21 protein-coding genes, 2 tRNA genes and 1 pseudogene are annotated in these 21,333 nt (G+C 71.0%); 12 read left to right on the top strand and 12 right to left on the bottom strand.

All coding sequences use genetic code 11. The features are described from left to right. Positions 1-18 precede the first annotated feature (18 nt). Entirely contained in the window at positions 19-1,311 is a 1,293-nt protein-coding gene (locus tag AB0B68_RS24590; protein ID WP_357200579.1) for an Ig-like domain-containing protein, read from the top strand. Between the two features lie 109 nt (positions 1,312-1,420). Here AB0B68_RS24590 and AB0B68_RS24585 read toward each other — a convergent pair. After that, a tRNA-His gene (locus AB0B68_RS24585) sits at positions 1,421-1,496 on the bottom strand. Positions 1,497-1,608: 112 nt separating this feature from the next. Next, complete coding sequence (orn, locus tag AB0B68_RS24580) at positions 1,609-2,199, bottom strand: oligoribonuclease (RefSeq protein ID WP_130407816.1); 591 nt, start codon at positions 2,197-2,199, stop codon at positions 1,609-1,611. A 72-nt stretch (positions 2,200-2,271) separates the two neighbouring features. Between orn and AB0B68_RS24575 the strand changes: the two genes are divergently transcribed. Beyond that, complete coding sequence (locus AB0B68_RS24575; protein WP_357200583.1) at positions 2,272-3,555, top strand: glycosyltransferase 87 family protein; 1,284 nt, start codon at positions 2,272-2,274, stop codon at positions 3,553-3,555. 381 nt (positions 3,556-3,936) lie between these two features. On the opposite strand, the pseudogene AB0B68_RS24570 reads toward AB0B68_RS24575, so the two are convergent. The 3 genes and pseudogenes from AB0B68_RS24570 to AB0B68_RS24560 form a co-directional block, all read right to left on the bottom strand. Next, positions 3,937-4,199: pseudogene (locus tag AB0B68_RS24570) on the bottom strand (hypothetical protein); the annotation flags it as partial. A 692-nt stretch (positions 4,200-4,891) separates the two neighbouring features. Then, entirely contained in the window at positions 4,892-5,626 is a 735-nt protein-coding gene (locus AB0B68_RS24565; protein ID WP_355005409.1) for a YcnI family protein, read from the bottom strand. Positions 5,627-5,643: 17 nt separating this feature from the next. Then, entirely contained in the window at positions 5,644-7,311 is a 1,668-nt protein-coding gene (locus tag AB0B68_RS24560; RefSeq protein ID WP_357200587.1) for a copper resistance protein CopC, read from the bottom strand. 172 nt (positions 7,312-7,483) lie between these two features. Here AB0B68_RS24560 and AB0B68_RS24555 point away from each other — a divergent pair, with 172 nt between their 5' ends. From AB0B68_RS24555 to AB0B68_RS24540, 4 genes are read left to right on the top strand one after another with little or no spacing between them, the layout of a single operon-like run. Beyond that, on the top strand, positions 7,484-8,074 hold the full coding sequence (locus tag AB0B68_RS24555; RefSeq protein WP_357262967.1) for a sigma-70 family RNA polymerase sigma factor: 591 nt from the start codon (positions 7,484-7,486) through the stop codon (positions 8,072-8,074). 32 nt (positions 8,075-8,106) lie between these two features. Then, the gene (locus AB0B68_RS24550; RefSeq protein ID WP_357200593.1) at positions 8,107-8,631 is read left to right on the top strand and encodes a MauE/DoxX family redox-associated membrane protein; all 525 of its coding nucleotides are present in this window, start codon (positions 8,107-8,109) and stop codon (positions 8,629-8,631) included. Further along, on the top strand, positions 8,624-9,340 hold the full coding sequence (locus AB0B68_RS24545; RefSeq protein ID WP_355005413.1) for a thioredoxin domain-containing protein: 717 nt from the start codon (positions 8,624-8,626) through the stop codon (positions 9,338-9,340). The genes AB0B68_RS24550 and AB0B68_RS24545 overlap by 8 nt, the downstream gene beginning before the upstream one ends. Continuing rightward, positions 9,337-10,449, top strand: a complete 1,113-nt coding sequence (locus AB0B68_RS24540) for a hypothetical protein (protein WP_357262965.1) — start codon at positions 9,337-9,339, stop codon at positions 10,447-10,449. The genes AB0B68_RS24545 and AB0B68_RS24540 overlap by 4 nt, the downstream gene beginning before the upstream one ends. Here AB0B68_RS24540 and AB0B68_RS24535 read toward each other — a convergent pair. From AB0B68_RS24535 to AB0B68_RS24520, 4 genes are read right to left on the bottom strand one after another with little or no spacing between them, the layout of a single operon-like run. Continuing rightward, positions 10,433-11,191, bottom strand: a complete 759-nt coding sequence (locus AB0B68_RS24535) for an ABC transporter ATP-binding protein (protein WP_355005415.1) — start codon at positions 11,189-11,191, stop codon at positions 10,433-10,435. The two genes, AB0B68_RS24540 and AB0B68_RS24535, sit on opposite strands and share 17 nt — an antisense overlap. Further along, complete coding sequence (gene cbiQ, locus AB0B68_RS24530) at positions 11,188-11,958, bottom strand: cobalt ECF transporter T component CbiQ (protein WP_357200599.1); 771 nt, start codon at positions 11,956-11,958, stop codon at positions 11,188-11,190. Before cbiQ ends, AB0B68_RS24535 begins: the two co-directional genes overlap by 4 nt. Positions 11,959-11,972: 14 nt before the next feature. Continuing rightward, on the bottom strand, positions 11,973-12,401 hold the full coding sequence (locus AB0B68_RS24525; RefSeq protein ID WP_357262962.1) for a PDGLE domain-containing protein: 429 nt from the start codon (positions 12,399-12,401) through the stop codon (positions 11,973-11,975). Next, the gene (locus tag AB0B68_RS24520; protein ID WP_357200605.1) at positions 12,398-13,114 is read right to left on the bottom strand and encodes an energy-coupling factor ABC transporter permease; all 717 of its coding nucleotides are present in this window, start codon (positions 13,112-13,114) and stop codon (positions 12,398-12,400) included. Before AB0B68_RS24520 ends, AB0B68_RS24525 begins: the two co-directional genes overlap by 4 nt. A gap of 260 nt (positions 13,115-13,374) precedes the next feature. On the opposite strand from AB0B68_RS24520, the gene bcp reads away from it, so the two are divergent. The 4 genes from bcp to AB0B68_RS24500 all read left to right on the top strand — a co-directional run bounded on the left by bcp (position 13,375) and on the right by AB0B68_RS24500 (position 15,482). Then, a complete protein-coding gene (gene bcp, locus AB0B68_RS24515) occupies positions 13,375-13,851 on the top strand; it encodes a thioredoxin-dependent thiol peroxidase (RefSeq protein WP_091393498.1) in 477 nt (158 codons plus the stop codon). 30 nt (positions 13,852-13,881) lie between these two features. Further along, positions 13,882-14,817 carry a hypothetical protein gene (locus AB0B68_RS24510; RefSeq protein ID WP_357262959.1) on the top strand — a complete coding sequence of 312 codons (936 nt, stop codon included), beginning with the start codon at positions 13,882-13,884 and terminating at the stop codon, positions 14,815-14,817. Further along, positions 14,782-14,864 (top strand) — tRNA-Leu (locus tag AB0B68_RS24505). Before AB0B68_RS24510 ends, AB0B68_RS24505 begins: the two co-directional genes overlap by 36 nt. Positions 14,865-14,954: 90 nt before the next feature. Then, complete coding sequence (locus tag AB0B68_RS24500) at positions 14,955-15,482, top strand: GNAT family N-acetyltransferase (RefSeq protein WP_357262956.1); 528 nt, start codon at positions 14,955-14,957, stop codon at positions 15,480-15,482. A 4-nt stretch (positions 15,483-15,486) separates the two neighbouring features. Here AB0B68_RS24500 and AB0B68_RS24495 read toward each other — a convergent pair whose 3' ends face one another. The 3 genes from AB0B68_RS24495 to AB0B68_RS24485 all read right to left on the bottom strand — a co-directional run bounded on the left by AB0B68_RS24495 (position 15,487) and on the right by AB0B68_RS24485 (position 18,243). After that, positions 15,487-16,476 carry an expansin EXLX1 family cellulose-binding protein gene (locus AB0B68_RS24495; protein WP_357262953.1) on the bottom strand — a complete coding sequence of 330 codons (990 nt, stop codon included), beginning with the start codon at positions 16,474-16,476 and terminating at the stop codon, positions 15,487-15,489. A gap of 110 nt (positions 16,477-16,586) precedes the next feature. Next, entirely contained in the window at positions 16,587-17,405 is an 819-nt protein-coding gene (locus AB0B68_RS24490) for an MOSC N-terminal beta barrel domain-containing protein (RefSeq protein ID WP_357262950.1), read from the bottom strand. 4 nt (positions 17,406-17,409) lie between these two features. After that, on the bottom strand, positions 17,410-18,243 hold the full coding sequence (locus tag AB0B68_RS24485; RefSeq protein WP_357262947.1) for a class I SAM-dependent methyltransferase: 834 nt from the start codon (positions 18,241-18,243) through the stop codon (positions 17,410-17,412). Between the two features lie 239 nt (positions 18,244-18,482). Between AB0B68_RS24485 and AB0B68_RS24480 the strand changes: the two genes are divergently transcribed. Both AB0B68_RS24480 and AB0B68_RS24475 read left to right on the top strand, forming a co-directional pair. Then, positions 18,483-19,556: an LCP family protein gene (locus tag AB0B68_RS24480; RefSeq protein ID WP_357200623.1), complete on the top strand. Its 1,074-nt coding sequence runs from the start codon at positions 18,483-18,485 to the stop codon at positions 19,554-19,556. Between the two features lie 120 nt (positions 19,557-19,676). After that, positions 19,677-21,320 carry a sugar transferase gene (locus AB0B68_RS24475; protein WP_357262944.1) on the top strand — a complete coding sequence of 548 codons (1,644 nt, stop codon included), beginning with the start codon at positions 19,677-19,679 and terminating at the stop codon, positions 21,318-21,320. Positions 21,321-21,333: the final 13 nt, after the last annotated feature.

Here is a 21,333-nt window from a genome sequence, read left to right as displayed (position 1 = left end):
ACAACTGTGAGGGACTTCATGCGAGCTAGCCAGGACCAGCTGATCAGGCCCGCTGGGCGACGCCGCGTGTTCGCGGCAGGGCTCCTCGCCGTGGCGCTGGCCTTCACCTCGGCCTGCACCGACGGCGACGGCGGCAAGTCGTCCTCGTGGCACGGGGGCGGCGAGAACCCGGCACCGAAGGCCGCGGCGACGATCAGTGAGCCGGCGGCCGACGCCAAGGACGTGGCGGCCTCCACCGGCATCACCTTCACCACGAAGGACGCCGTGGAAACCGCGGTCGAGCTGAAGGACGCCGCCGGCAAGGCGGTCGAGGGCGCCCTCGCCAAGGACGGCAAGTCGTGGCTTCCGGCTGGCGCGCTGGCCTACGGCACGAGCTACACGGCCACCGTGACCGCCAAGGGCGACGACGGGCTTCCGGCCACCGCGACGAGCACCTTCACCACCATGGCCAAACCCGGCAACCAGGTGCGGGTGAGTAGCTTCCTCGGTGACAACCAGGTGGTCGGGGTGGGCATGCCGCTGATCGTGAAGTTCAGCCGGGACATCCCGGAGGACTACCGCGACGACGTGCAGCGCCGGATGACCGTCACCTCGACCCCGGCGCAGGAGGGGATCTGGCACTGGGTCAGCCCCACCGAGATCCGGTACCGGCCGAAGGAGTTCTGGAAGCCCAACAGCAAGGTTTCCTACCGGGTGCAGGCCGGCGGCCTGCCGATGGGTGCGGGTTGGTACGGCCGCGCCGACCTCTCGGTGGACGTCAAGATCGGCGCTGCGGTGGTCATGACCGTCGACAACAAGACCAAGCGGATGACGGTGACCCGCAACGGCTCTGTGATCAAGACCATTCCGGTCAGCCTGGGCAAGAAGAGCACCCCGTCGTCCAGCGGCACCATGGTCGTCATCGAGAAGTTGCGCAAGACGGTCTTCGACACGTTCGAGGAGCTGGGCCCGGACGAGGGCTACCGCACCAAGATCGACTTTGCGCAGCGTCTCACCTGGGGCGGGGAGTTCATCCACGCGGCACCCTGGTCCGAGGGGCAGCAGGGCACCACGAACGTGTCGCACGGCTGCGTCAACGTGTCGATGGCCAACGGCGACTGGCTCTTCAAGAACACCCAGATCGGCGACCCGATCACCGTCAAGGGCACCGAGCGCAAGCTCCAGAACGGCAACGGCTGGACCGACTGGAACATGAGCTGGGACGAGTACGTCAAGGGCAGCGCCCTCCCGTACGAGCCTCCGGCCGACCCGGACGCCACCACCCCGGCCCCGGACGGGGCGGTCACCCCATCCCCCACACCGACCGCCTGAGCCAGCCGACGAAAGCCCCCTCCTCGGAGGGGGCTTTCGCGTCGCCCCTGTCTCGGCCCCACAACGACTCAGGCCCCCTCCGAGGAGGGGGCCTGAGCAGTGAAACCAGTGGGGTGACTGAGGGGAATTGAACCCCCGACAACCGGGACCACAACCCGGTGCTCTGCCAACTGAGCTACAGCCACCATGCCGCCGTCGCCCGGCTGATCGCTCCGGGCGGGGTGCGGACCAATAATAGCCACACCCCGACGTACCTCGTCCAGCGGGTTCCCTGCTCCCCGGGACGAGCCGGCGCGGTCAGAGTTCGGCGGCGATGGCCTTGGCGGTCTCGACGTCCGGGCCGGGCAGCGGAACGAAGACGGTGCGCCGGTAGTACTCCAACTCCCGGATGCTCTCCCGGATGTCGGCGAGCGCCCGGTGCGCGAGACCCTTCTGCGGCTGACCGAAGTACACGCGGGGGTACCAGCGGCGGCAGAGTTCCTTGATCGACGACACGTCGATCATCCGGTAGTGCAGGTGGGCGTCGAGGCGGGGCATGTCCCGGGCAATGAAGCCCCGGTCGGTGGCGATCGAGTTGCCGCAGAGCGGAGCCGTACGCGGATCCTTGACGAAGGTGCGGACGTACTCCAGCACCAGGTCCTCGGCCTCGGCGAGGGTGACCGCCGAACGACGGACCTCCTCGGTGAGGCCGGACTTGGCGTGCATCGTCTGCACGATCTCCGGCATCCCCTCCAGCGCCGCTTCGTCGGCGTGGATGACCACGTCGACACCGTCACCCAGCACGTTGAGGTCGGGATCGGTGACCAGTGCCGCAACCTCGATCAGTTTGTCCCTGCCGAGGTCCAACCCAGTCATCTCACAGTCGATCCAGACGAGGAGATCAGCCACCGGGACAGCCTACGCGCAGCCCACGCCCCGCGGCTGCGCGCTCTCGGCGGACCGGACCGCTAGGGTTTCGGGGTGCCAGCAGAACCCGTCGCACCGCCCGCCGTCACCGAAGACGATCCCGGCGGCCGTACGGTCCGTCGCCTGGTCGCGGTGGTGGCCCTCGGCGCTGTGCTGCCAGCGCTGTACCTGCCCGGCCTCGTGCACAACTTCTTCGATCTCAAGATTTACATGTCCGCGATGGACTGGTGGCGCGTCGGCCACCCGCTCTACGACTACGTCCAGCCCGACCGGGTGCAGGGCGAGTTGTACTTCACCTACCCACCCTTCAGCGCGCTGCTGCTGTGGCCGTTCGGTCTGTTACGGCTCGGCGCCACCGTGGCGATCTTCACGGCGCTCACAGTGCTGGCCGTGGTGCTGACCACCCGGTGGCTGGTGACGCCGGTGATCGCCCGACACGCCCTGCCCCGCACGTTCACCCTGGTCGCCGCCGTCCTGCTGGTGCTGGCGGTGGAGAGCATCCGCGAAACGATCACCTTCGGCCAGATCAACATGCTGCTGGTCGTGCTGATCCTGGCCGATCTGCTGTTCGCGGTGCCGCAGGCGCGACGCTGGGCCGGGGTGGGCGTGGGGCTGGCGACGGCCCTCAAGCTCTTTCCCGGCATCTTCATCGTCTACCTGCTGGCCACGCGGCGGTGGCGGGCCGCGGCGGTGGCGAGCGCGACCGCGGCGGCGGCGACCCTGCTCGCGGCGGCGATCGCCCCTCGTGACTCGTGGCGGTTCTGGACACACGAGCTGTGGACAACCGAGCGGGTGGGACGCACCGACATCGTCGGCAACCAGTCGCTGTTCGGCCTGCTCAGCCGGTTCACCGAGCCGGAGAAGCCGGACCGCCTGCTCTGGTTGCTGCTGGTGGCCGCGGTCGCCGGCTACGGGCTGTGGCGGGCCGCCCGCGCGGCGCGGGCCGGTGACGCGTTGACCGGCCTGACGTTGACCGGGTTGGTCGGTTCCCTGGCCAGCCCGATCACCTGGACCCACCACATCTACTGGTTCGTGCCGGCGGTGGTGCTGCTCGCCGACGCGGCGTTGAGCGCGGACCGCCCGGACGAGGCACGCCGGCGTCGGTGGCTGGCCGGGCTCGCGCTGGGCATCACCGCCGTGACGATCTACGGCGTGGTGACGTTCCAGGCCTGGGGCGCGGGACCGGTCCACACCCACGATCCGGTGGACTTCGTCGTGCAGAACACCTACGTGCTGCTCAGCCTGCTACTGCTGGCGGCGTTGCCGGTGCGCTCGGGGCTCCATGCGGAAAATCGCACCAAATGGACAGACCTCCCGAGTGGCCATGTTCGTCGCTAATCTGTCCTCATCTACCTCAAGCGTCGCTCGGGTAGCACCGCTCCCCCGGTGAGGGTGGCCCTCCGCGTCGGCAGCGCGGCGGGCCACTCGCCGTCTCACCCACCACCACCGACCGGGCCGTCACCCGACCGGGCCGTCACCCGACCGGGCCGTCACCCGACCGGGCCGCCACCGGCCGGGCCGCCACCGGCCGGGCCGTCGCCCGGCGCGGCCGCCACCGGCCGGGCCGTGGGCTCGTCCACGTCGGCCGGCGGCCAGGCGAGACTCAACGTCACCTCCGGCGGGCGGGGCAGCCGAACCGGTTCGTCCAGGTCGGCGAGGGTGGCCGCGCGGGCCGCCCCGATCGCCGACCGGGCGGGTTCCGGGGCGCCGGAGCCGACCGGGGCGAGTTGTCGGAGCGGCAACCGCGGGGTCGGCTCGGGTTGCCGGGGGCCCAGGCCACTCAGCGAGGTGACCCCGAGCCGGCCGGAGAGCACCGGCACCTGGTCCGGCTCGACCACGAAGATCACCTCGCGTGGCCGAAGTGGCCGCAGCAGAAGCAGCGCCGCGCACACCACCAGCAGCACGCCGACCGTCAACAGACCCCAGGTGACCGGGCCGGTCCACCCGACCCGCAACTCGGCGTGCAGGTCCAGAGCGAGGTCGTCCTCCCCGTCGGGGCGCATCACCACCAGGCTCATGGGTTCGCCGGCGAGGTCGTCCGCGCTCCAGTCCAGCGAGCCGATCCCCTCGCGTACCCAGAAGGGTTGGCCCAGCGGCGTGACGGACCCGGCGGCCGGCGCGACACCGGGGGTGTCGGCGGCCGGTCCGGCCGGATCGAGCCGGACCGGCAGCGGGCCTCGGGCCAGCGCCATCCGGCGGACCGTGGCGTGCGGCACCGCCTCCAGCCACCCACGCACCTCGGCGGCGGGCGCCAAGCCGATGAAGGCCGGCCCGCCCGTGGTGCGGGCGTCCAGGCGCAGCCGGGTCTGGGCGGTACGCGCGAAGGGCGCCTCCTGCCGCAGCAACCGGTCGAGGTCGGTGACGACGATCGCGTGACCGGGCGTGCGGACCGTTTCGAAGCGGGCGGCGAAGGACCCGCCGGGGTCGGCGTGTCGGGTCACCAGCCACAGCCCGCCACCGGCGAACAGCGCCGGAATCCCCACCACCAACAGCAACACTCCGGCGATCATCCGCACGAACCGCATCCGCACCGTCCCCCTCCGTAGCCAAATACCCGGCCGACCTTACCGACGTACACCGTCTGATCAGGGGATATCCACGGCACGGTCGACATCGGCTCCGGAAAGCACGCTGGCCCGCCGGAAGATCCGGCGGGCCAGCGGGTGAAACAGGGTCAGACCTTCGCGACCGGTTCCCGGCGGGTACGCGTGAACGCCAGCCCGCCCAGCACCAGACCGGCCAGGCCGGCGACGAGACCGGCCACACCGAGGCCGACCGCGAGCCCGTTGCCGTCGTCGTCGTCATCGTCGTCGGGCGAGGCCACGGCTGCGCTGGGCGAGGCCGAACCCGCCGGCGCCGCCGCGGCGGCCAGGGTGAGCACCGGAGCGGGGTTCTCCGGCTCCTCGGCACCCGGCGCCGGCTCGTCGATCCACCGCGAGATGTTGCCGTCCGAGTAGGTCTGCAGGACCTTGAAGACCATCGAGTCGACCTGCGGCAGCGGCCCCATCGAGACGGGGAACTCCTGGAACTGACCCGGCTTCACCCCCGCGTCGGCGGAGGCCGTCCAGGTGATCTTGGAGACGGCCTCGGTGAGCTGACTGCCGTGCACCTCGATCGGCGGGTCCACCTTGCGCTTCTCCGTGGCGACCGTCCAGCCGGGCACCGGCATCGTCGACACCGAGCCGACCGGGGCGTTCTCCGGCAGCACGACCTCCAATTTGGTGGTCGACGCGGTGTCGCTCTCGTTGGGCACCCGGAACGCCACCCGGGCGTAGCCACCCTGGGTTGCCTCCTTCGGGTTCACCGTGACGTGCGCGGACGCCGGTCCGGCGAAGCCGAGCACAGCGGTGGCGGCGGCGGTGAACGCCAGGGCGGCAGCGGCGGTTGCGGTACGCCGGAATCGGGTCATGGGTTTCGCGAACCTCTCTAACGGATGGGCACGGTGGCGGTCACCGTGGCCTGGTCGATGTCGGTCGTTCGGGCGGTGATCTTCAGCTGCCAATCGCCGGACGTCGGCATGCTGACGTCGCCGTAAGCGTGACTGTCCGTCAACCGCAGCAACGGCACCTCGATCGGCTCGATCCCGGCCGAGGGCAGCGCGGCTGTCGCCTTCCACTCCGCGACCAGCAGTGGCTGGTTGGCCTTGTCGTACGCGTACAGGTGCACCGTGTTGTTGCCCCGCCCGGCCGGGCTCACCTCGACCTCGACGGACAGGAGCGGGCTGGAGAGCCTGGTGCTGAAGAGGCCGGACTCGGCCCCGGCGGACGGCCCGGCCGCGGCGGTGCGCGCGGGCGTGGTCTGCACGAGCGTGGCGGACACGGCCAGCACCACGACGGTGACGGCCAGCTCCACCAGGACCGCCCGGCGCACCGGTACCGGGCGTTGCGCCGCGACGCGGCTGCGCACCAACTTCCGGGAGTACGCGGCCACGGCGATGACAATCGCGAACAGCCCGATCTTGGCGAGCAGCAGGCGCCCGTACGTGGTGTCGAAGAGCGCCTGCGGGGTGGCCACCTCGATCAGCGCCTGGACGGTGCCGGCCAGCAGCAGCGCCGAGACGGCGAGCGCCGCCCAGCGCGACCAGATCGGCAGGATCGCGCCCAACTCCCGCTCGTCGGCCTGGCGCAGCAGGAAGACGGCGAGCATGAGCAGGCCACCCAGCCAGACCGCCATGCTGCCCAGGTGGACCGCGTCGACCACCACCGAGACCGCCGGTGCTGGGGAGGCCGCCGCGTGCCCGGCCAGCGGCCAGGTCAGCAGGGCGGCGCCACCGAGCACGGCCAGGATGATCGCGTCCGCGCGGCCGGCGGGCCGGGCCAGCAGCGGGCGGAGCAGGAAGATGGACGCTGCCAGCAAGCCGAGTCGGACCAGGTGGGCGGCGCCGAAGGTGCTGCCGAAGACAGTGCCGAACCCCTCGCCGGTGACGTCGAAGAGACCACCACCGGCCGTGTAGGGCACCTGCAACCACAGGTCGGCGAGGGTGGCGAAGGCCACCAGACCGAGGCCGGTCCAGGCCAGCCGGGTCGGCCCCCGGCGGGAGAGCCGGCGCGGCCACAGGGCGGCGAGCACCAGCGCCGGCCCGACCAGCAGCACCAGACCGGCGTAGCCGAGGAAGCGGGCGACCTTCACCGCCGTCTCCACCACCGGGTTGGCGCGGCTGTCAGTGCCGGAGTCGACCGGTGGGGTCGAGGGCGCGCCGACCGAGTAGGTGAACGCGCCGGAAACCGGGTGGCTGTCGGCGGAGATCACCCGGAAACTGACCAGGTAGGTGCCGCGCGAGCCGGCCGGGTCCACCGGGATGGTCACGACAGCGTCACCGAACGACGGTTCGCCCCGGTCGGCCCGGGAACCGTCCGGTGCGATGATCCGGATCTTGCCGGGCACCTTACGGACCGACTCACTGAACGTGAGGACCACCTCGGACGGCCCGCTCGGCACGATGGAGGACGCGGCCGGGCTGCTGCTCTCCAGCACCGCGTGGGCGCTGGCGGAGGTGGCTGGCGCGATCAACAGGGCGACGACGGTGACGAGCAGGCCGGCGGCTGCCGCCAGCCTGGCGGCCCAGCGGCGGGGGGCGACAGTCATGCCGGACATGGTCGCCGATAGGTGTGCCTTTCGGCGACCCGAGGGGGGTGGGGGCGTCGGTGGTCGCACGTCATGAACTGGTAGTCGGCCCGGAACGGAGAAAAGTTCCCGACGTGGCGCAGACCATCCAAGGGTCGAACGACCCTGACGCGCCGCCGGCTGCCGCGTAACCTGGTGAGTCGTGATCCCTGTCCCGCGTGACTCCGGTGTCGTCAGTCCGGCAGAGCCGGCCGACGAGGTCGCCCGGGACCCGGCAACCGAGTGGGCGCTGACCGCCCGCGACGGCGACCCGACCGCCCAGGCGGCGTTCGTCCGGCTGACCCAGGCCGAGGTCTGGCGGTTCGCCGCCGCCCTGGTCGACCCGGACAGCGCCGACGACCTGACCCAGGAAACCTACCTGCGGGCGTTCCGGGCACTTCCCGCCTTCGAGGGTCGCTCCAGCGCCCGCACCTGGCTGCTCGGCATCGCCCGCCGGGCCTGCGCCGACCACCTGCGCACTGTCATCAGGCGTCGGCGGCTCGACGAGCGCCTGGCGGCGAACGCGTACACCGACCGACCGCACCCCGACCCGGCCGGCCAGTTCGGCGCCGCCGACCTCGTCCTTCGCCTCGGCCCCGAGCGGCGCTCCGCGTTCGTGCTCACCCAACTGCTCGGCCTGTCGTACGCCGAGGCCGCCGCCGTCGAAGGGGTGCCGGTGGGCACCATCCGGTCCCGGGTCGCCCGGGCCCGGGACGACCTGGTCGAGGCGGTCGGCGACGCCCTGGCCGGCTGAACGCGGAACTTCCGGCGCGGACGGGACGACAAATGAGCGTGACAGCACCTTCCACCCGGTGGGGCCGATGGCCACTGGTCCGCCCGTGGCTCGGCATCGCGGCCCGACTCGGCCTCGCCGCCGTCTGGCTGGTCGCCGGCGCGTCGAAGGTCAGCGACCTCGCCGCATCCGGGCGGGCGGTCAACGCGTACCAGGTGATGCCGTACGACGTGGCGACAGTGATCGGCGCGGCGCTGCCCTTCGTCGAGCTGGCGTTGGGCGTGCTGCTGCTGCTCGGGCTGGCCACCCGGCTCGTCGCCGGGGTGTCCGCCGCGCTGCTGGTGGTCTTCATCGCGGGGATCGCCTCGGCCTGGGCGCGGGGGCTGGCCATCGACTGCGGCTGCTTCGGCAGCGGCGGGCAACTGGCGGCGGGGCAGGCACCCAGTTACCTCCCGGAGATCCTCCGGGACCTGGGATTCTTGGTCTTGGCCGGATTCCTGCTGATCTGGCCACGTACGCCGGTATCGGTGGACGGGTGGTTGTCCGGCGAACCCGTTGTGGAGGACGAGGATGAGTAGTCGCAAGGGGCAGCGGGACGCCGCCCGGGTGGTCCGCGAGCAGTTGGCCCGCGAGCGGCGCCGCCGCCGCACGATCTGGGTCTCCGCCGCCGCGGTCGTCGTCCTGGTCATCGCCGCCGGCATCGGCTGGGCCGTCTGGTCCAGCCAGCGCTCCGACGACTTCACCACCCCACCCGGCGCCAACGCGGAGGGCACCGGCATCGTCACCGGCGGCGGGCCGGTCACCGTCGACGTCTACGAGGACTTCCTCTGCCCGGCCTGCAAGCAGTTCGAGCAGACCAGCGGGTCCACCCTCGAACAGTTGGTGGCCGACAACAAGGCGAAAGTGGTCTACCACCCGGTCGCGTACCTCAACCGCTTCTCCACCACCCAGTACTCCACCCGCTCCTCGGCCGCCTCCGGCTGCGCTGCAGCGGGCGGCAAGTACCACGAGTACGCCAAGGCGCTCTTCGCCCAGCAGCCGCCGGAGGGCAGCGCCGGGCTCACCGACGACACGCTCATCGACATCGGCACCAGCGTGGGCCTCGACCGGGGCTCCTTCGGCAGCTGCGTGAAGGACGGGACGTACAAGGGTTGGACCGAACACGTGACCGACGACGCCAGCCGGAGCAACGTCACCGGCACGCCGACCGTCAAGGTCAACGGTCAACCGGTCGAGAACCCCACCCCGGACGCTCTCACCGCAGCCGTGGCGGCGGCCGGCAAGTGATCCGTACCTTGCTGGGCCGCGCCGGCCTGATCGCCGCCACAGCCGGCCTGGCCACAGTGATCAGCGCGGCGCCCGCCGCCGCCCACGGCGCGGACGCACCGGACGGCACCGACTACCGCACCCGGACCACCGGCGTCACACCGGCACGGCCAGGGCTTGAGGTACGCGTCATCGAGGCGGGCGCCCGACTGGAACTGACCAACCGCACCGGCCGCACCATCGAGGTCATCGGCTACTCCGGCGAGCCGTACCTGCGCGTCGGCCCGGACGGGGTCTTCGAGAACAGCCACTCCCCCGCCACGTACCTGAACCGCACCATCGACGGGGACACCGAACTCCCGGCCGAGGCCGACCCGGCCGCCGCACCCTCCTGGCAACGGGTCGACGACGGCACCACAGCACGCTGGCACGACCAACGCGCGCTGTGGCAGGAGTCGGCACCACCGGCCGCGGTACGCGCCGCACCGGACCGCGAGCACCGGGTCCGGGACTGGACCATCCCGCTGCGTGACGGCACCGACACGATGGTGATCGGCGGCACCCTGGACTGGGTGCCACCGCCGGACTCGTACACCTGGTGGGCCGTGACCATCGTGGGGCTGCTCGCGGTGGGCGCGCTCGGCCTGTTCGCCGCCACCGCCCCGGCCGGCGCCCGCGCGATGTCCGCGCTCGGCGTGCTGCTGATCGTCGGCGGCGCGCTGGCCGTCGGGTACCCGGTGGGACGGGAATTGGACGCGGGTGCCCAGGGCGTGGGCGGAGTGCTCGTCGGGCTGCTCTCCGGGCAGATCTGGCCCCTGGTCACCGGCCTCGGCGCGATCGCCGCCGGCTGGTACGCGCTGAGCCGCCGCCCGGCCGCCGACTTCGTGGTCGCACTGGCCGGGGCCTGCCTGGCGCTCTTCGCCGGAGCGTCGAACGCCGCCGTGTTCGCCCGCGCCATCGCCCCGGTGCCCTGGTCGCCCGCGGCCGCCCGGGTGATGGTGGCGCTCTTCCTGATCACCGGGGCCGGCGCGACAGCCGCCGGCATCCTGCGCCTGCACGCCACCTCCCGCACCACCTCGGCGGCACCTCGGGTGGAGACCGCCGAGAGCGGGTTTACGGCTGGGGGGTGAAGCCGTAGGGCAGTTCCAGACGGTGTCTGGCCAGCAGGGGCGCGTTGTTGAGCAGGGTGGTGGTGGGGGCGTCCGCGACGATCCGGCCGTCGTCGAGGATCACCGAACGCTCGCACAGCTCCGCCGCGTACGGCAGGTCGTGCGTGACCATCAGCAGGGTCACCGGCAGGCCGCGCAGGATCTCGGCGAGCTCCCGACGGGCCGCCGGGTCCAGGTTCGACGACGGCTCGTCGAGCACCAGGATCTCCGGGTGCATGGCGAGCACTGTGGCCACCGCCACCCGGCGACGCTGCCCGAACGACAGGTGCTGCGGGGCCCGGCCCCGGTGCTCGCTCATCCCCACCGCGGCGAGCGCCTCGTCCACCCGGGCGGCCAACTCGGCCCCGCGCAGACCCAGGTTCGCCGGCCCGAACGCCACGTCCTCCGCCACCGTGGGCAGGAACAACTGGTCGTCCGGGTCCTGGAAGACGATGCCCACCCGGCGGCGGACCTCGGCCAGGGTGGCCCGATCCGGGGTGACGGTCAACCCGCCGACGCTCACGCTGCCCTCGGTCGGGGTGAGGATGCCGTTGAGGTGCAGCACCAGGGTGGTCTTGCCGGCGCCGTTGGGCCCGAGCAGCGCCACCCGGTCGCCCCGCGGCACGTTCAGGTCGACCCCCTGAAGGGCGACGTGCCCGTCCGGGTACGCGTAACGAACACCCCGAACGTCCAGCGAGACAGCGGTCTGCACGACACCGATCATGACAGCACGACGGCGGTCGCGGCGATGGAGGCCGCCAACACCGGTACGGTCGCCGCGACCAGCCACTGACCGGCGCTCGCCGCACCCTCGCCCTGCCACACGGCGGGCATCCTCCCGGTGTAGCCACGGGACAGCATCGCCAGATAGACCCGCTCGCCGCGCTCGAAGGCGCGCAGGAACAACGCCCCGATCCCGGCCGCGAAGCCACGCAGCTGCCACAGGAAACGTGGGTCGTCGCCCCGGGAGATCCGGGCCACCCGCATCCGCCGCGCCTCGCCGACCAGCACGTCGAGGTAGCGCAGCATGAACGAGGCGATCTGGGTGAGCACCTGCGGGCAGTGCAGCCGGTCCAGCCCCACGATCAGGTCGCGGGTGGTGGTGGTCGCGGCGAGCAGCAGCGAGGCGAGCACCCCCAGGGTGCCCTTGGCCATGATGTTCCACGCGCCGTGCAGCCCGTCCTCGGACAGCCGCAGGCCCAGCACCTCGACCCGGTCGCCGCTGCCGAGGAACGGCAGGGCGACCGCGAACAACACGAACGGCAGCTCGATCAACGCGCGGCTGAGCAACCACCATGGGCCCACCCTGGCCAGCGTCGCCACCGCCGCCACCAGCACGGCGTACGCGCCGAAGGCCCAGAACGCCTCCCGTGGGGTGGCCACCACGGCGAGGGTGAAGACCACCATCGCCACGATCTTGACCTCGGGCGGGAGCCGGTGCACCGGCGAGTCCGACTCGCGGTACAGCACGTGCCCGTGACCGGCTCCCATCCGCGTACCCCTGTTCAGCTTGTCGTGGCGGCGTGCGACGTCGCCGCGTCATCCTCGGCGGGCGTGGCGTCCCCGGTGGGCGTGGCCGCGTCAGCGTCGGTCGGCGTGCCGCCCCGGCGGCGCAGCAGCCAGAACCCGCCGGCTCCGACCGCGAAGGTGACCAGCACCCCGAGCACCCCGGACAGGCCGGTGGAGACGAAGCTGTTCCGCACGCCCCGTACGCCGTAGTCGGCGAGCGGGCTGTCGGCCAACTCGTGGTCCTTCGCCTGCTGGGCCGGGCAGCTGCCGCCGACGATGTTGTCGTCGGCGTCGACGGTGCAGCCCTTGAGCAGCGACGAGTCCAACCCGTCCGGGTGGGACGAGGCGTAGTTGCTGACCACGCCGGCGAGCAGCAGGGCGACCAGCAGGCCGCCGGCCAGGAAGGCCCAGGAACGGTTCTTCATCGGACACCTCCGGAGACCGGGACAGCCGGGGTGGTGGGGGTGCGCAGGGAGCGCAGCGCGTACACCAGGTCGGGTCGCACCTTCGCGACGGTGAGCACTGTGGTCGCGGTGATCAGGCCCTCGCCGATGCCGATCAGCAGGTGGGTTCCGGCCATCGTGCCGGCCAGGCCGGCCAGGTTGCCGCCCAGGTCGGTGGTGCCGCCCAGCCAGTACTGCACGACGAAGCCCTGGGACGCGACCACCACGCTGAGCATCGCCGCGACGAACGCGGTCACCGCCAGACCAGCCCGCGTCCGGGGCAGCACCCGCAGCAGCAGCGCGATCAGCGCGTACGCCGCGGCGGTGCCGAGCAGCGCCATGTTGGTGATGTTGAGGCCGAGCATCGCCACGCCGCCGTCGCCGAAGACCAGCGCCTGTACGACCAGCACCACGGAGACGCAGAGCGCGCCGACCCACGGACCGACAAGCATCGCGGCGAGCGCCCCACCGAGCAGGTGGCCGCTGACACCGGCCGTGAAGATCGGGAAGTTGAGCATCTGGACGGCGAAGATGAACGCCGCCACCAGGCCGGCCATCGGGGCCAGCCGGTCGTCCAGGTCGCGCCGGCTGCGCAGAACGCAGAAGGTGAGCGCGGCAAGAGCGAGCGCAGCGAAGATCGCTGCCACGGGACCGTCGATGATCCCGTTCGAGATGTGCATCGCCAGTGTCTCCACGCGACCTCCTACGCGTCAGCTGGCCCGACCGGGCCGGCGTGGGACAGCCTATTTCCCAGGAGTAGTTGTTGCCAGAGTCTGGCAACAGGGCATGGCCTTGATCACCTCTACCTGGTCAGGCGCATGAACGGCGGGTTTCCACCAGCCGACCCCCTGATGATCACCCCCGCATCCCAGCCCACAGACGACCGGCGCGCGTCGTAGCGACGGCCCGCGTCGTCGGTGATGGCGCTGGCCGGCACGGCGGTAGGGTCGGGGCCATGACCTCGCCCGACCGACTCTCCCCCGGTGACCCAGCGCCCGAGTTCACCCTCGCCACCGACACCGGCGACCAGCTCTCCCTCGCCGACCTGCGAGGTCGCAAGGTGGTCCTGTACGCCTACCCGGCCGCGATGACTCCCGGCTGCACCAAGCAGGCCTGCGACTTCCGCGACTCACTCGCCTCACTCCAGGCCGCCGGCTACGAGGTCGTCGGCATCTCCCCGGACAAGCCGGAGAAACTGGCGAAGTTCCGCGAGCGCGACGCCATCACCTTCCCGCTGGTGTCCGACCCGGACAAGTCGGTGCTGACCGCCTACGGCGCGTACGGCGAGAAGCAGCTCTACGGCAAGACCGTCACCGGCGTGATCCGCTCGACGTTCGTGATCGACGCTGACGGCAAGGTCGAGCGGGCGCTCTACAACGTCAAGGCCACCGGGCACGTCGCCAAGCTCCGCCGCGACCTCGGCCTGGACTGACCTGTCGTACCGGGGCGCTACGGTCCGTCAGTGGTCCGATACAAGTACACGCCGGAAGCACTGGCCGCCGCTGCCGCCGTCGCCCGCAACGTCACCGAGGTGATGCGGTTGCTCGGCGTTCGGGTCAGCGGCGGCTCACACGCGCACATCAGCCGACAGCTCAAACGGTTCGGCATCGACACGTCGCACTTCACGAGGCAGGCACACAACAAGGGGCGACGTGGCGAACGGCGCATCACCTCCTCGCAGCTCCTGGTCGTGCTGCCCGACGGGTCCCGGCGGACGCCAGGCGTGCGGTTGAAGTGGGCGCTGGGCACGATCGGCGTGCTGGAGGAGTGCGAGGGGTGCGGGATAGGGCCGGTGTGGCGGGCCGCGTCGCTCATCCTGCACGTCGACCACATCAACGGGGATTTCCTCGACAACCGGCCACCGAACCTGCGGATTCTCTGCCCGAACTGCCACAGCCAGACCGACACCTACGCCGGCCGCCGGAACCGTTCTTCTGAACTTCCCATCGTCGCGACGCAGACCGATGGAGAGGAACGCGCGTCCAGCTCCGAACGCCGACCGGCCACTCGCCAAGAAATTGTCGACGTGTTCGGCCGGGTCGATGCCCAGCAGGTGACGGCCACGGAGGCGGCACGACAGTTGGGCTGGACCCCGGCGTATCTGCACAAGATTCGGCGAAGACTGGAGCAGGACGGTGTGTTGAGACCACGTCCGAACCGTGGTTGGCGTTCAAGGGCTCATCGTGAGGCGGTAATAGAACAGGCGCTGGAGCACCCTGATATCGGACCGAAGCGGCTGTCCGGCATCCTTCGCGATCTGCCCCGTGGGGGATGCAGAGTTGGTCACGGCACGATCTCGACCATTCTCAAGGAGGCCGGGCTCAACACCGTCGCAGCCAGACGTTCTAGACTCAGCGGGTTGGCGGGAGTGGCGGAACGGCAGACGCGCAGGTCTTAGGAACCTGTATCCGGAAGGATGTGGGGGTTCGAATCCCCTCTCCCGCACAGGCAACACCGATCACGTACCCGCGCACGGTTGTCGGGCACGTCACTGCCGCGGGTCGTGGCCCTGGTCGTTGAGCCAGGATGGCGAGCGTGAGTCTGCGCTTCGTCTTTGATCCTGACCTGACCCCGCAGCTACGCGCCGAGATCGTCGACCTCTGGGTGGACGTCAGCAACGCGGGCGGGGCGGTCGGCTTCGTACCACCGGTCACCGCCGCTGACGTGCACGTCACCGCCGATCCGACCTTCGCCGGCATCGCCGACGGACCGGACCGGCTGTTGGTCGGCTATTCCGGGGACCGGCTGGCGGCGATGCTGATCTTCAGTGACAACCGTTTTCCGCTCACGGCGCACTGGTGCACAGTGAAGCGGGTGATGGTCCACCCGGACACCCAGTGCGCCGGCTTCGGCTCGGCGCTGATGGTGGAGGCCGAGCGACTGGGCAGGGCGTTGGGCCACGAGGCACTGCACGTCACGGTGCGCGACGGGCTGGGGTTGGACAAGTTCTACGGTCGCCTCGGGTACCGGGAGGTCGGCCGGCTTCCGGGTGCGTTGCGGGTGGCCCCCGATGACGACCGGGACGAGATCCTGATGTGGCTCGATCTGACGGTGGCCGGCTGAGCGGTCAGCCCTCGCACCACCGGGCGTTGGCCCGGGCCGAACTGGTGGTCGGTGCGTCGGTGGCCGGGGCGCTCGCCCTCGCCACCTCGACGGAGCGACGGGTCGGCGTCGGCGTGACGGCGGGTCGGCTGCTCGGCGGACGGGTCGATGCGGACGGACGGCGGGTGGCGGCCCCGGCACCGGGTGCGTACATCCGGATCGTGCTGTTCTGCACCTGGCCCGGTGCCATTCTGATGCCGCCGGCTGTGACCCGGTTGCCGTACACGTCGGTGACCCGGACGGTGAACGGGCCCGGCCCGGCGCCGGAGGCGATCAGCCAGTAGTTGTAGTCCTGCCGGGCGGCCGACTGCCAGGGGTCGCTGTCGCGCTGCCGGACCTCGACGGACCGCAGCGGGTTGCCGTGGTTGCCGACGCGGACGGCGAACCACCACTGCGACGCGCCCTCCTTGATCCGGAAGCTGAGTGGTCCGGGCAGCGGCGGGTTGACCACCGCGCGGTAGGTCACCGGGACGAGGCCCTGGACGGGGTCGGCGATCCGGGCGAACGCCTCGCGGGACAGGTCGAGGTGGCCGGGCTCGCACTCCGGGCACTGGTCCATGATGAGCACCCGGACGGTGCCCTTGGGGCCGACGACGTCGAGGAATCCGCCGCAGGCGGCACCGGCGGAGTATTCCGTCGGACCGAGCGCGACGTAGAGCCGGTTGGCGGGGGCGGCCGGGTTCGAGCAGTTGCCGCCGGCGCCCTTGGAGTCGTAGAAGGTGGCCTTGCCGGTGTGCGTGGCGTTGCCGGTGGGTGGCGCGGCGGCCAGCGTCCGGCCGGCGGCGCAGGCCGGGGTGGAGCCGGATCGCAGGGTGAGGGTGAGCCCGAGCGTCGCCGCGAGGACTGTGACGCCGGTGGCTACCAGCCAGGGTTTCGCGCCGGACGACGGCGCGGGCCGGTCCTCTGGAGGATGGTCCAGGTCGATGTTGATGTCGACAGCGCTTCCGTCCGTCACGACGGCGATGCTGCCGGACCCGGTCGGGTACGGACAAGCGGGCTAAGCCAAAGCTAAGACAGCATCGACGGACGGTGACCGTGGGGTGCCGGTTGCTGGTCGGCGACCGGTCAGGGCGCGAGGACCACCGGGGCGTCCACCGCCAGCGGTCCGCTGTCGAGCGGCACCAGGTTCAGTCCGAAGAGGAGTTTCTGCTTGACGTTGCGGTGCCGCCCGAGGGTGCGCAGCGGCTCCCTGGTGCGTACCCCGGTCTCCTGGTCGGTGGTGGTCACCACGCAGCGGTCGCACGGCCCGGCGGCCTGGAACGTCCGGTCGCCGATGCGCAGCCGCCGACCCACCCAATCGTCCTCGGCCCAGGCCGGCGCACCGCTGACGACCAGGTTGGGTCGGAAGCGGGTCATCGGTACCGGTTCCTCCCCCGCCTCGGCCAGCCAGTCGTTGAGTGCGTCGAGGGAGGTGGCGTTGGCCAGCAGCACCGGGTAGGCGTCGGCGAAGCTGACCTGGTCACCGGTGTCGTGTTCGCGGGTCCCGGCGGCCAGGTGGCGGGTCGGCTGGGCCAGCCAGACCAGTCGGACCGGTCGGCCGAGCAGGGCTCCGAGCCAGTCGTCGGCCGCGTGGCCGGCCGGCAGCGCGGGGACACCGAAGGTGCGGCTGCGGAAGGTACGGACCGCGACCGGTTCGCCGCCGGCCGGCTCGGGCACGTCGAGGTCGGGTTGCCCGTCGGCGCGCAGTGACAGACCCCCGGGGTGCACGGAGGCGCGCAGGCCGACGAGTCGGGTCGTGTCCCGCTGCGTGACGCCGACCCCGTCGGCGTCCACGAGCATCCAACGCCGGTCGCCGGCCAGACCCCACCGGTGCACGAACGCGCCGTCGTGGTCGAGCCGGTGACAGCCCTTGACGGGGTACGTGTGAATCGAGGTCAGCCGCACCCGGCTACCATGCCACGCCGATCCCGTCGCCCGGGTACCAGTGGTTGGCCGGGGTCTCCCGGTAGGCGAGGAACCGTCGGCCGGTGCGTTCGGCGTGGTTAGCGAGCACGTTGGTGCTGGTGACGTTGTCGGTGAGCAGGATCGCGCCGGGTGCGAGCTTGGGTTCCACGGCGTCGAACTCACGCTTCTCGTGGGCTCGGCTGTGATCGCTGTCGTGCAGGAACAGGTCTACCGGGCGGTCCAGCGCGCCGATCGAGGCGATCGAGTCGCCGATCACCAGGTCGACGACCTCCGACCACGGCGCGACACGGGCGAGGTAGCCGGCCTCGGGGTTGATGTCCAGGGAGGTGACGCGGCCCGGGTGCCCCTCCTGCGCGTTGCGCAGCAGGGCGGACGCCAGGACGACGCTGCCGAGTCCCTTGTCGACGCCGGTCTCGACGACGTGGGTGGGGCGGGTGGCGCGGACGATGGCGTACCAGCCGATCCGCCGGGCGTAGCGGATCTCCCTGTCGGCGAGGCCGCGCCGGTCCGAGGCGGCGATCGCCGCCAGGAGGTGTTGGCGCAGGCCGTCGTCGGACTCGATCTCGCCGAGGTACGCCCGTACCTGTTTGACCGGGATGTCGCAGACCACGCTGACGAACCAGGCGAGGTGGTTGCGGCTCAACGAGGTGAGGTCGTACGTGTAGTTGTGGTGCTCGCGGGAGGTCAGCAGCCAGCGCGCTGAGCGGCGCAGCATCTTCGCGTCGTGCCGCGCGACCGCGCGAAGCCTCTTGGGAAAGGCGGCGATCGGGGCGAGTGGAGTACGCGCGACGGCCCGTCGGAGCTTGATTCGATCCACGGCTGCCGTTGTAGCAGGGTTCGGGCGGCAGCGGGAGCGTCCTCGCGAAACCCGATGTTCACATTGCTTTCACCCAACCGCAGGGGCAGCAGAATAGGGCCTGAAAAACGTTCCCGGGCCGGCGTTACCGGCAGTCCGTCCGAACGCAGGGTCGGGTTCGCCGCCCCGGTCGGCAGGCATGCGATAGCCGAAAGGACGAGGGTGCACGACAGGCGCACTCAATCAGTAGCATCGCCCACATGTCTGGTGCTCAGCGGTACACCGATGCCGACACCCAGTTCGTCGATCCACACGCAGTCGATCCGCACGAGGATGTCCCGGCCGGGGGCAAGCGGCGACGTCGTGGCCCTCGCTGGCGTCGCGTCCTCGTCATCTGCCTGGTAGTCGCAGCGATCCTGGGCGGCGGCAGCATGATCGGTGGCGCCCTCTATCTTCGCTCGGTCGAGAAGGACATCGACCGGGTGGATGCCTTCGCCGACGTTCCCGAGGAGGGGCGTCCGCAGGCGGTGGCCGGCGGCGCGATGAACATCCTGATCCTGGGCAGCGATTCCCGCGACCCGGAGAGCACTGGCGGCTCGCGCACGGACACCATCATCGTCGCGCACATCCCGAAGGACCGGGCCAGCGCGCAACTCGTCTCGATCCCTCGGGACACCTGGGTGAACGTGCCGAAGGCCAAGAACGGGGGGCACGGCGGCCGCGATGCGAAGATCAACGCAGCGTACGCCTGGGGTGGCGTTCCGCTGATGGTGCAAACAGTCGAATCGTTCACGACGGTGCGAATCGACCACGTCATGATTGTCGACTTCGCTGGCTTCAAGGAAATCATCGACGCCCTGGACGGCGTCGACATCAACGCGGAGAAGTCGTTCACGTCGATCCACCCGCCGTTCCGCAAGTTCGAGCAGGGAATGCAGCGGATGGACGGCGAGACGGCCCTGGACTACTCCCGCCAGCGCAAACAGTTCGCTGACGGCGACTTCGCCCGCATCCGTCACCAGCAGCAGGTCATCAAGGCCATTCTCGACAAGGCCGTGTCCGGTGGCATCGTCACCAATCCCGGGCGGCTCAACTCCTTCGTCAAGGCGACCTCGAGCGCCGTGGCGGTGGACGAGAAGATGTCGCTCGTCAGCATGGCGACAGACCTGCGGAGCCTCCGTGGTCGTAACCTCACCTTCGTTACCAGCCCGACGAAGGGCACCGGTCGAGTGGGCAGCGAGAGCGTCGTCTTCGCGAACACCGAGAAGGCAAAGACCTTCTATGATGCCGTGCGCCGGGACTCCGTCGACGAGATTCTCGCCAGCGCCAAGTAACCCCTGGGCCGGTGGCCGTTGCCGTCCGCCGCCTTGTCTCGAATTACGGACCGGCCAGGTCAGCCGGCCCTCACGGGGAGGTCCACAATGTCCAATCAGCCCGCTATGTGGCATCGACCGGTGCCGGCCGAGGACCGGGCCGGGAACGCCACCGACGCCCAGGGCGACGGTGAGGGGGACGACGAGGGGAGCCGCGGCGGGAGTCGCCCTCCCGCCTACCAGTTCCCCGGTTACCAGCCTGCCGGCTACCAACCTCCCGGTTACCAGCCTGCCGGCCACCAGACTTCCGGCCACCAGACCCCGGCCTTCCCGGCGCCCGCCGACCGGCGCTCGACCTCGCCGGCCCCGGCACCCGCAGCCGCCCCCGCCCCCGCCCCCGAAGAGCACGAGCCTCGCGCCGGCCTGGACACGACCGCCGTCCTGCCGTACGCCGGCTCGCGCGCCTCGACCCGGACCCGGTGGCTGCGGGCCTGGATGATGACCGCGCCGGTCGACGTCCTGGCACTGCTGACGCCGCTGCTCGTCACTCAGCAGTACTGGCGCGGCACCCTGGCCATGACGGTCCTGACCGTGATCGTCTTTGCCAGCGGCGGCCTCTACCGGGCACGACGGCACGTGAGCTTCCTCGACGAGGTGCCGAGCCTCTGCGGGCGTCTGCTGGCCGCGGCGTCCGCGGTCGCCATCGTCGCGGCGATGCGTCACGAATCCGCCGAGTACGTCTTCGGCTTCACCCGCGGTGTCGCCGCGTCGGCGGGGCTGGTCATCCTCGGGCGGGCCTTCACCCGAGAATTCGCCATCGTCGCCCGCAAGCGCCGGTGGGTCGAGCACAACACCATCATCGTCGGCAGTGGCCCCACCGCCGTGGAACTCGCCCGGCTCCTGCGCCGCTACCCCCAGTACGGCCTCCGCTTCGTGGGTTGTGTCGACACCCCGGACGGCCCGTCGGCGCTGCCGCTGATCGGATCCCTCGACGACCTCGACAGCCTCGTACGTCTGCGCGAGTGCGACGTGGTGATCGTCGCGGACGCGAACTGCTCCGAGACCTCACTCATGGAGATCCTGGCCCGGCCACGGACGGCGGAGTGCGACCTGTGGGCGGCCACCCCCCTCTGGGGGTCCCGTTCGCACGGCGACCACATCGGCGCGGTCCCGGTCGTCAGCATCGGCGACATCACCCTCTCCGGCCCGCAGTCCGCGCTCAAGCGCGCGTCGGACATCGCGTTCGCCTCGGTGGCGCTGCTCCTGCTGAGCCCGGTGCTCCTCATCTGCGCTGTCGCCACGCTCATCGACGGCGGCCCCGGCATCTTCTTCTACCAGGAGCGCATCGGTCGGCACGGCCGACCTTTCAACATCATCAAGTTCCGGTCCATGCGCCCCGTCGACGAGCACGAGTCGCAGACCAACTGGTCCATCGCCAACGACCGGCGGGTGGGGCCGATCGGCCGGATCATGCGCAGGACCTCCCTCGACGAGCTGCCGCAGCTCTGGAACATCCTCCGTGGCGACATGAGCGTTGTCGGCCCCCGACCCGAGCGCCCCTACTTCGTCGAGAAGTTCTCGGCCGAGTACCCCCAGTACGCGATGCGCCACCGCGTTCCGGTCGGGCTCACCGGTCTGGCGCAGGTCAGCGGGTTGCGCGGCGACACCCCGATCTCCGACCGGGCCCGCTTCGACAACTTCTACATCGAGAACTGGTCCCTCTGGCTCGACGTCAAGGTGGTGCTCCGTACGGTGACCGAGGTGTTCCGCGCCGGCGGCCGCTGATCCGCCCACGCAC

This window comes from Micromonospora sp. NPDC049049, from assembly GCF_040649115.1.
Taxonomy (GTDB): domain Bacteria; phylum Actinomycetota; class Actinomycetes; order Mycobacteriales; family Micromonosporaceae; genus Micromonospora.
This window is presented reverse-complemented; position numbering and strand designations above follow the sequence as displayed.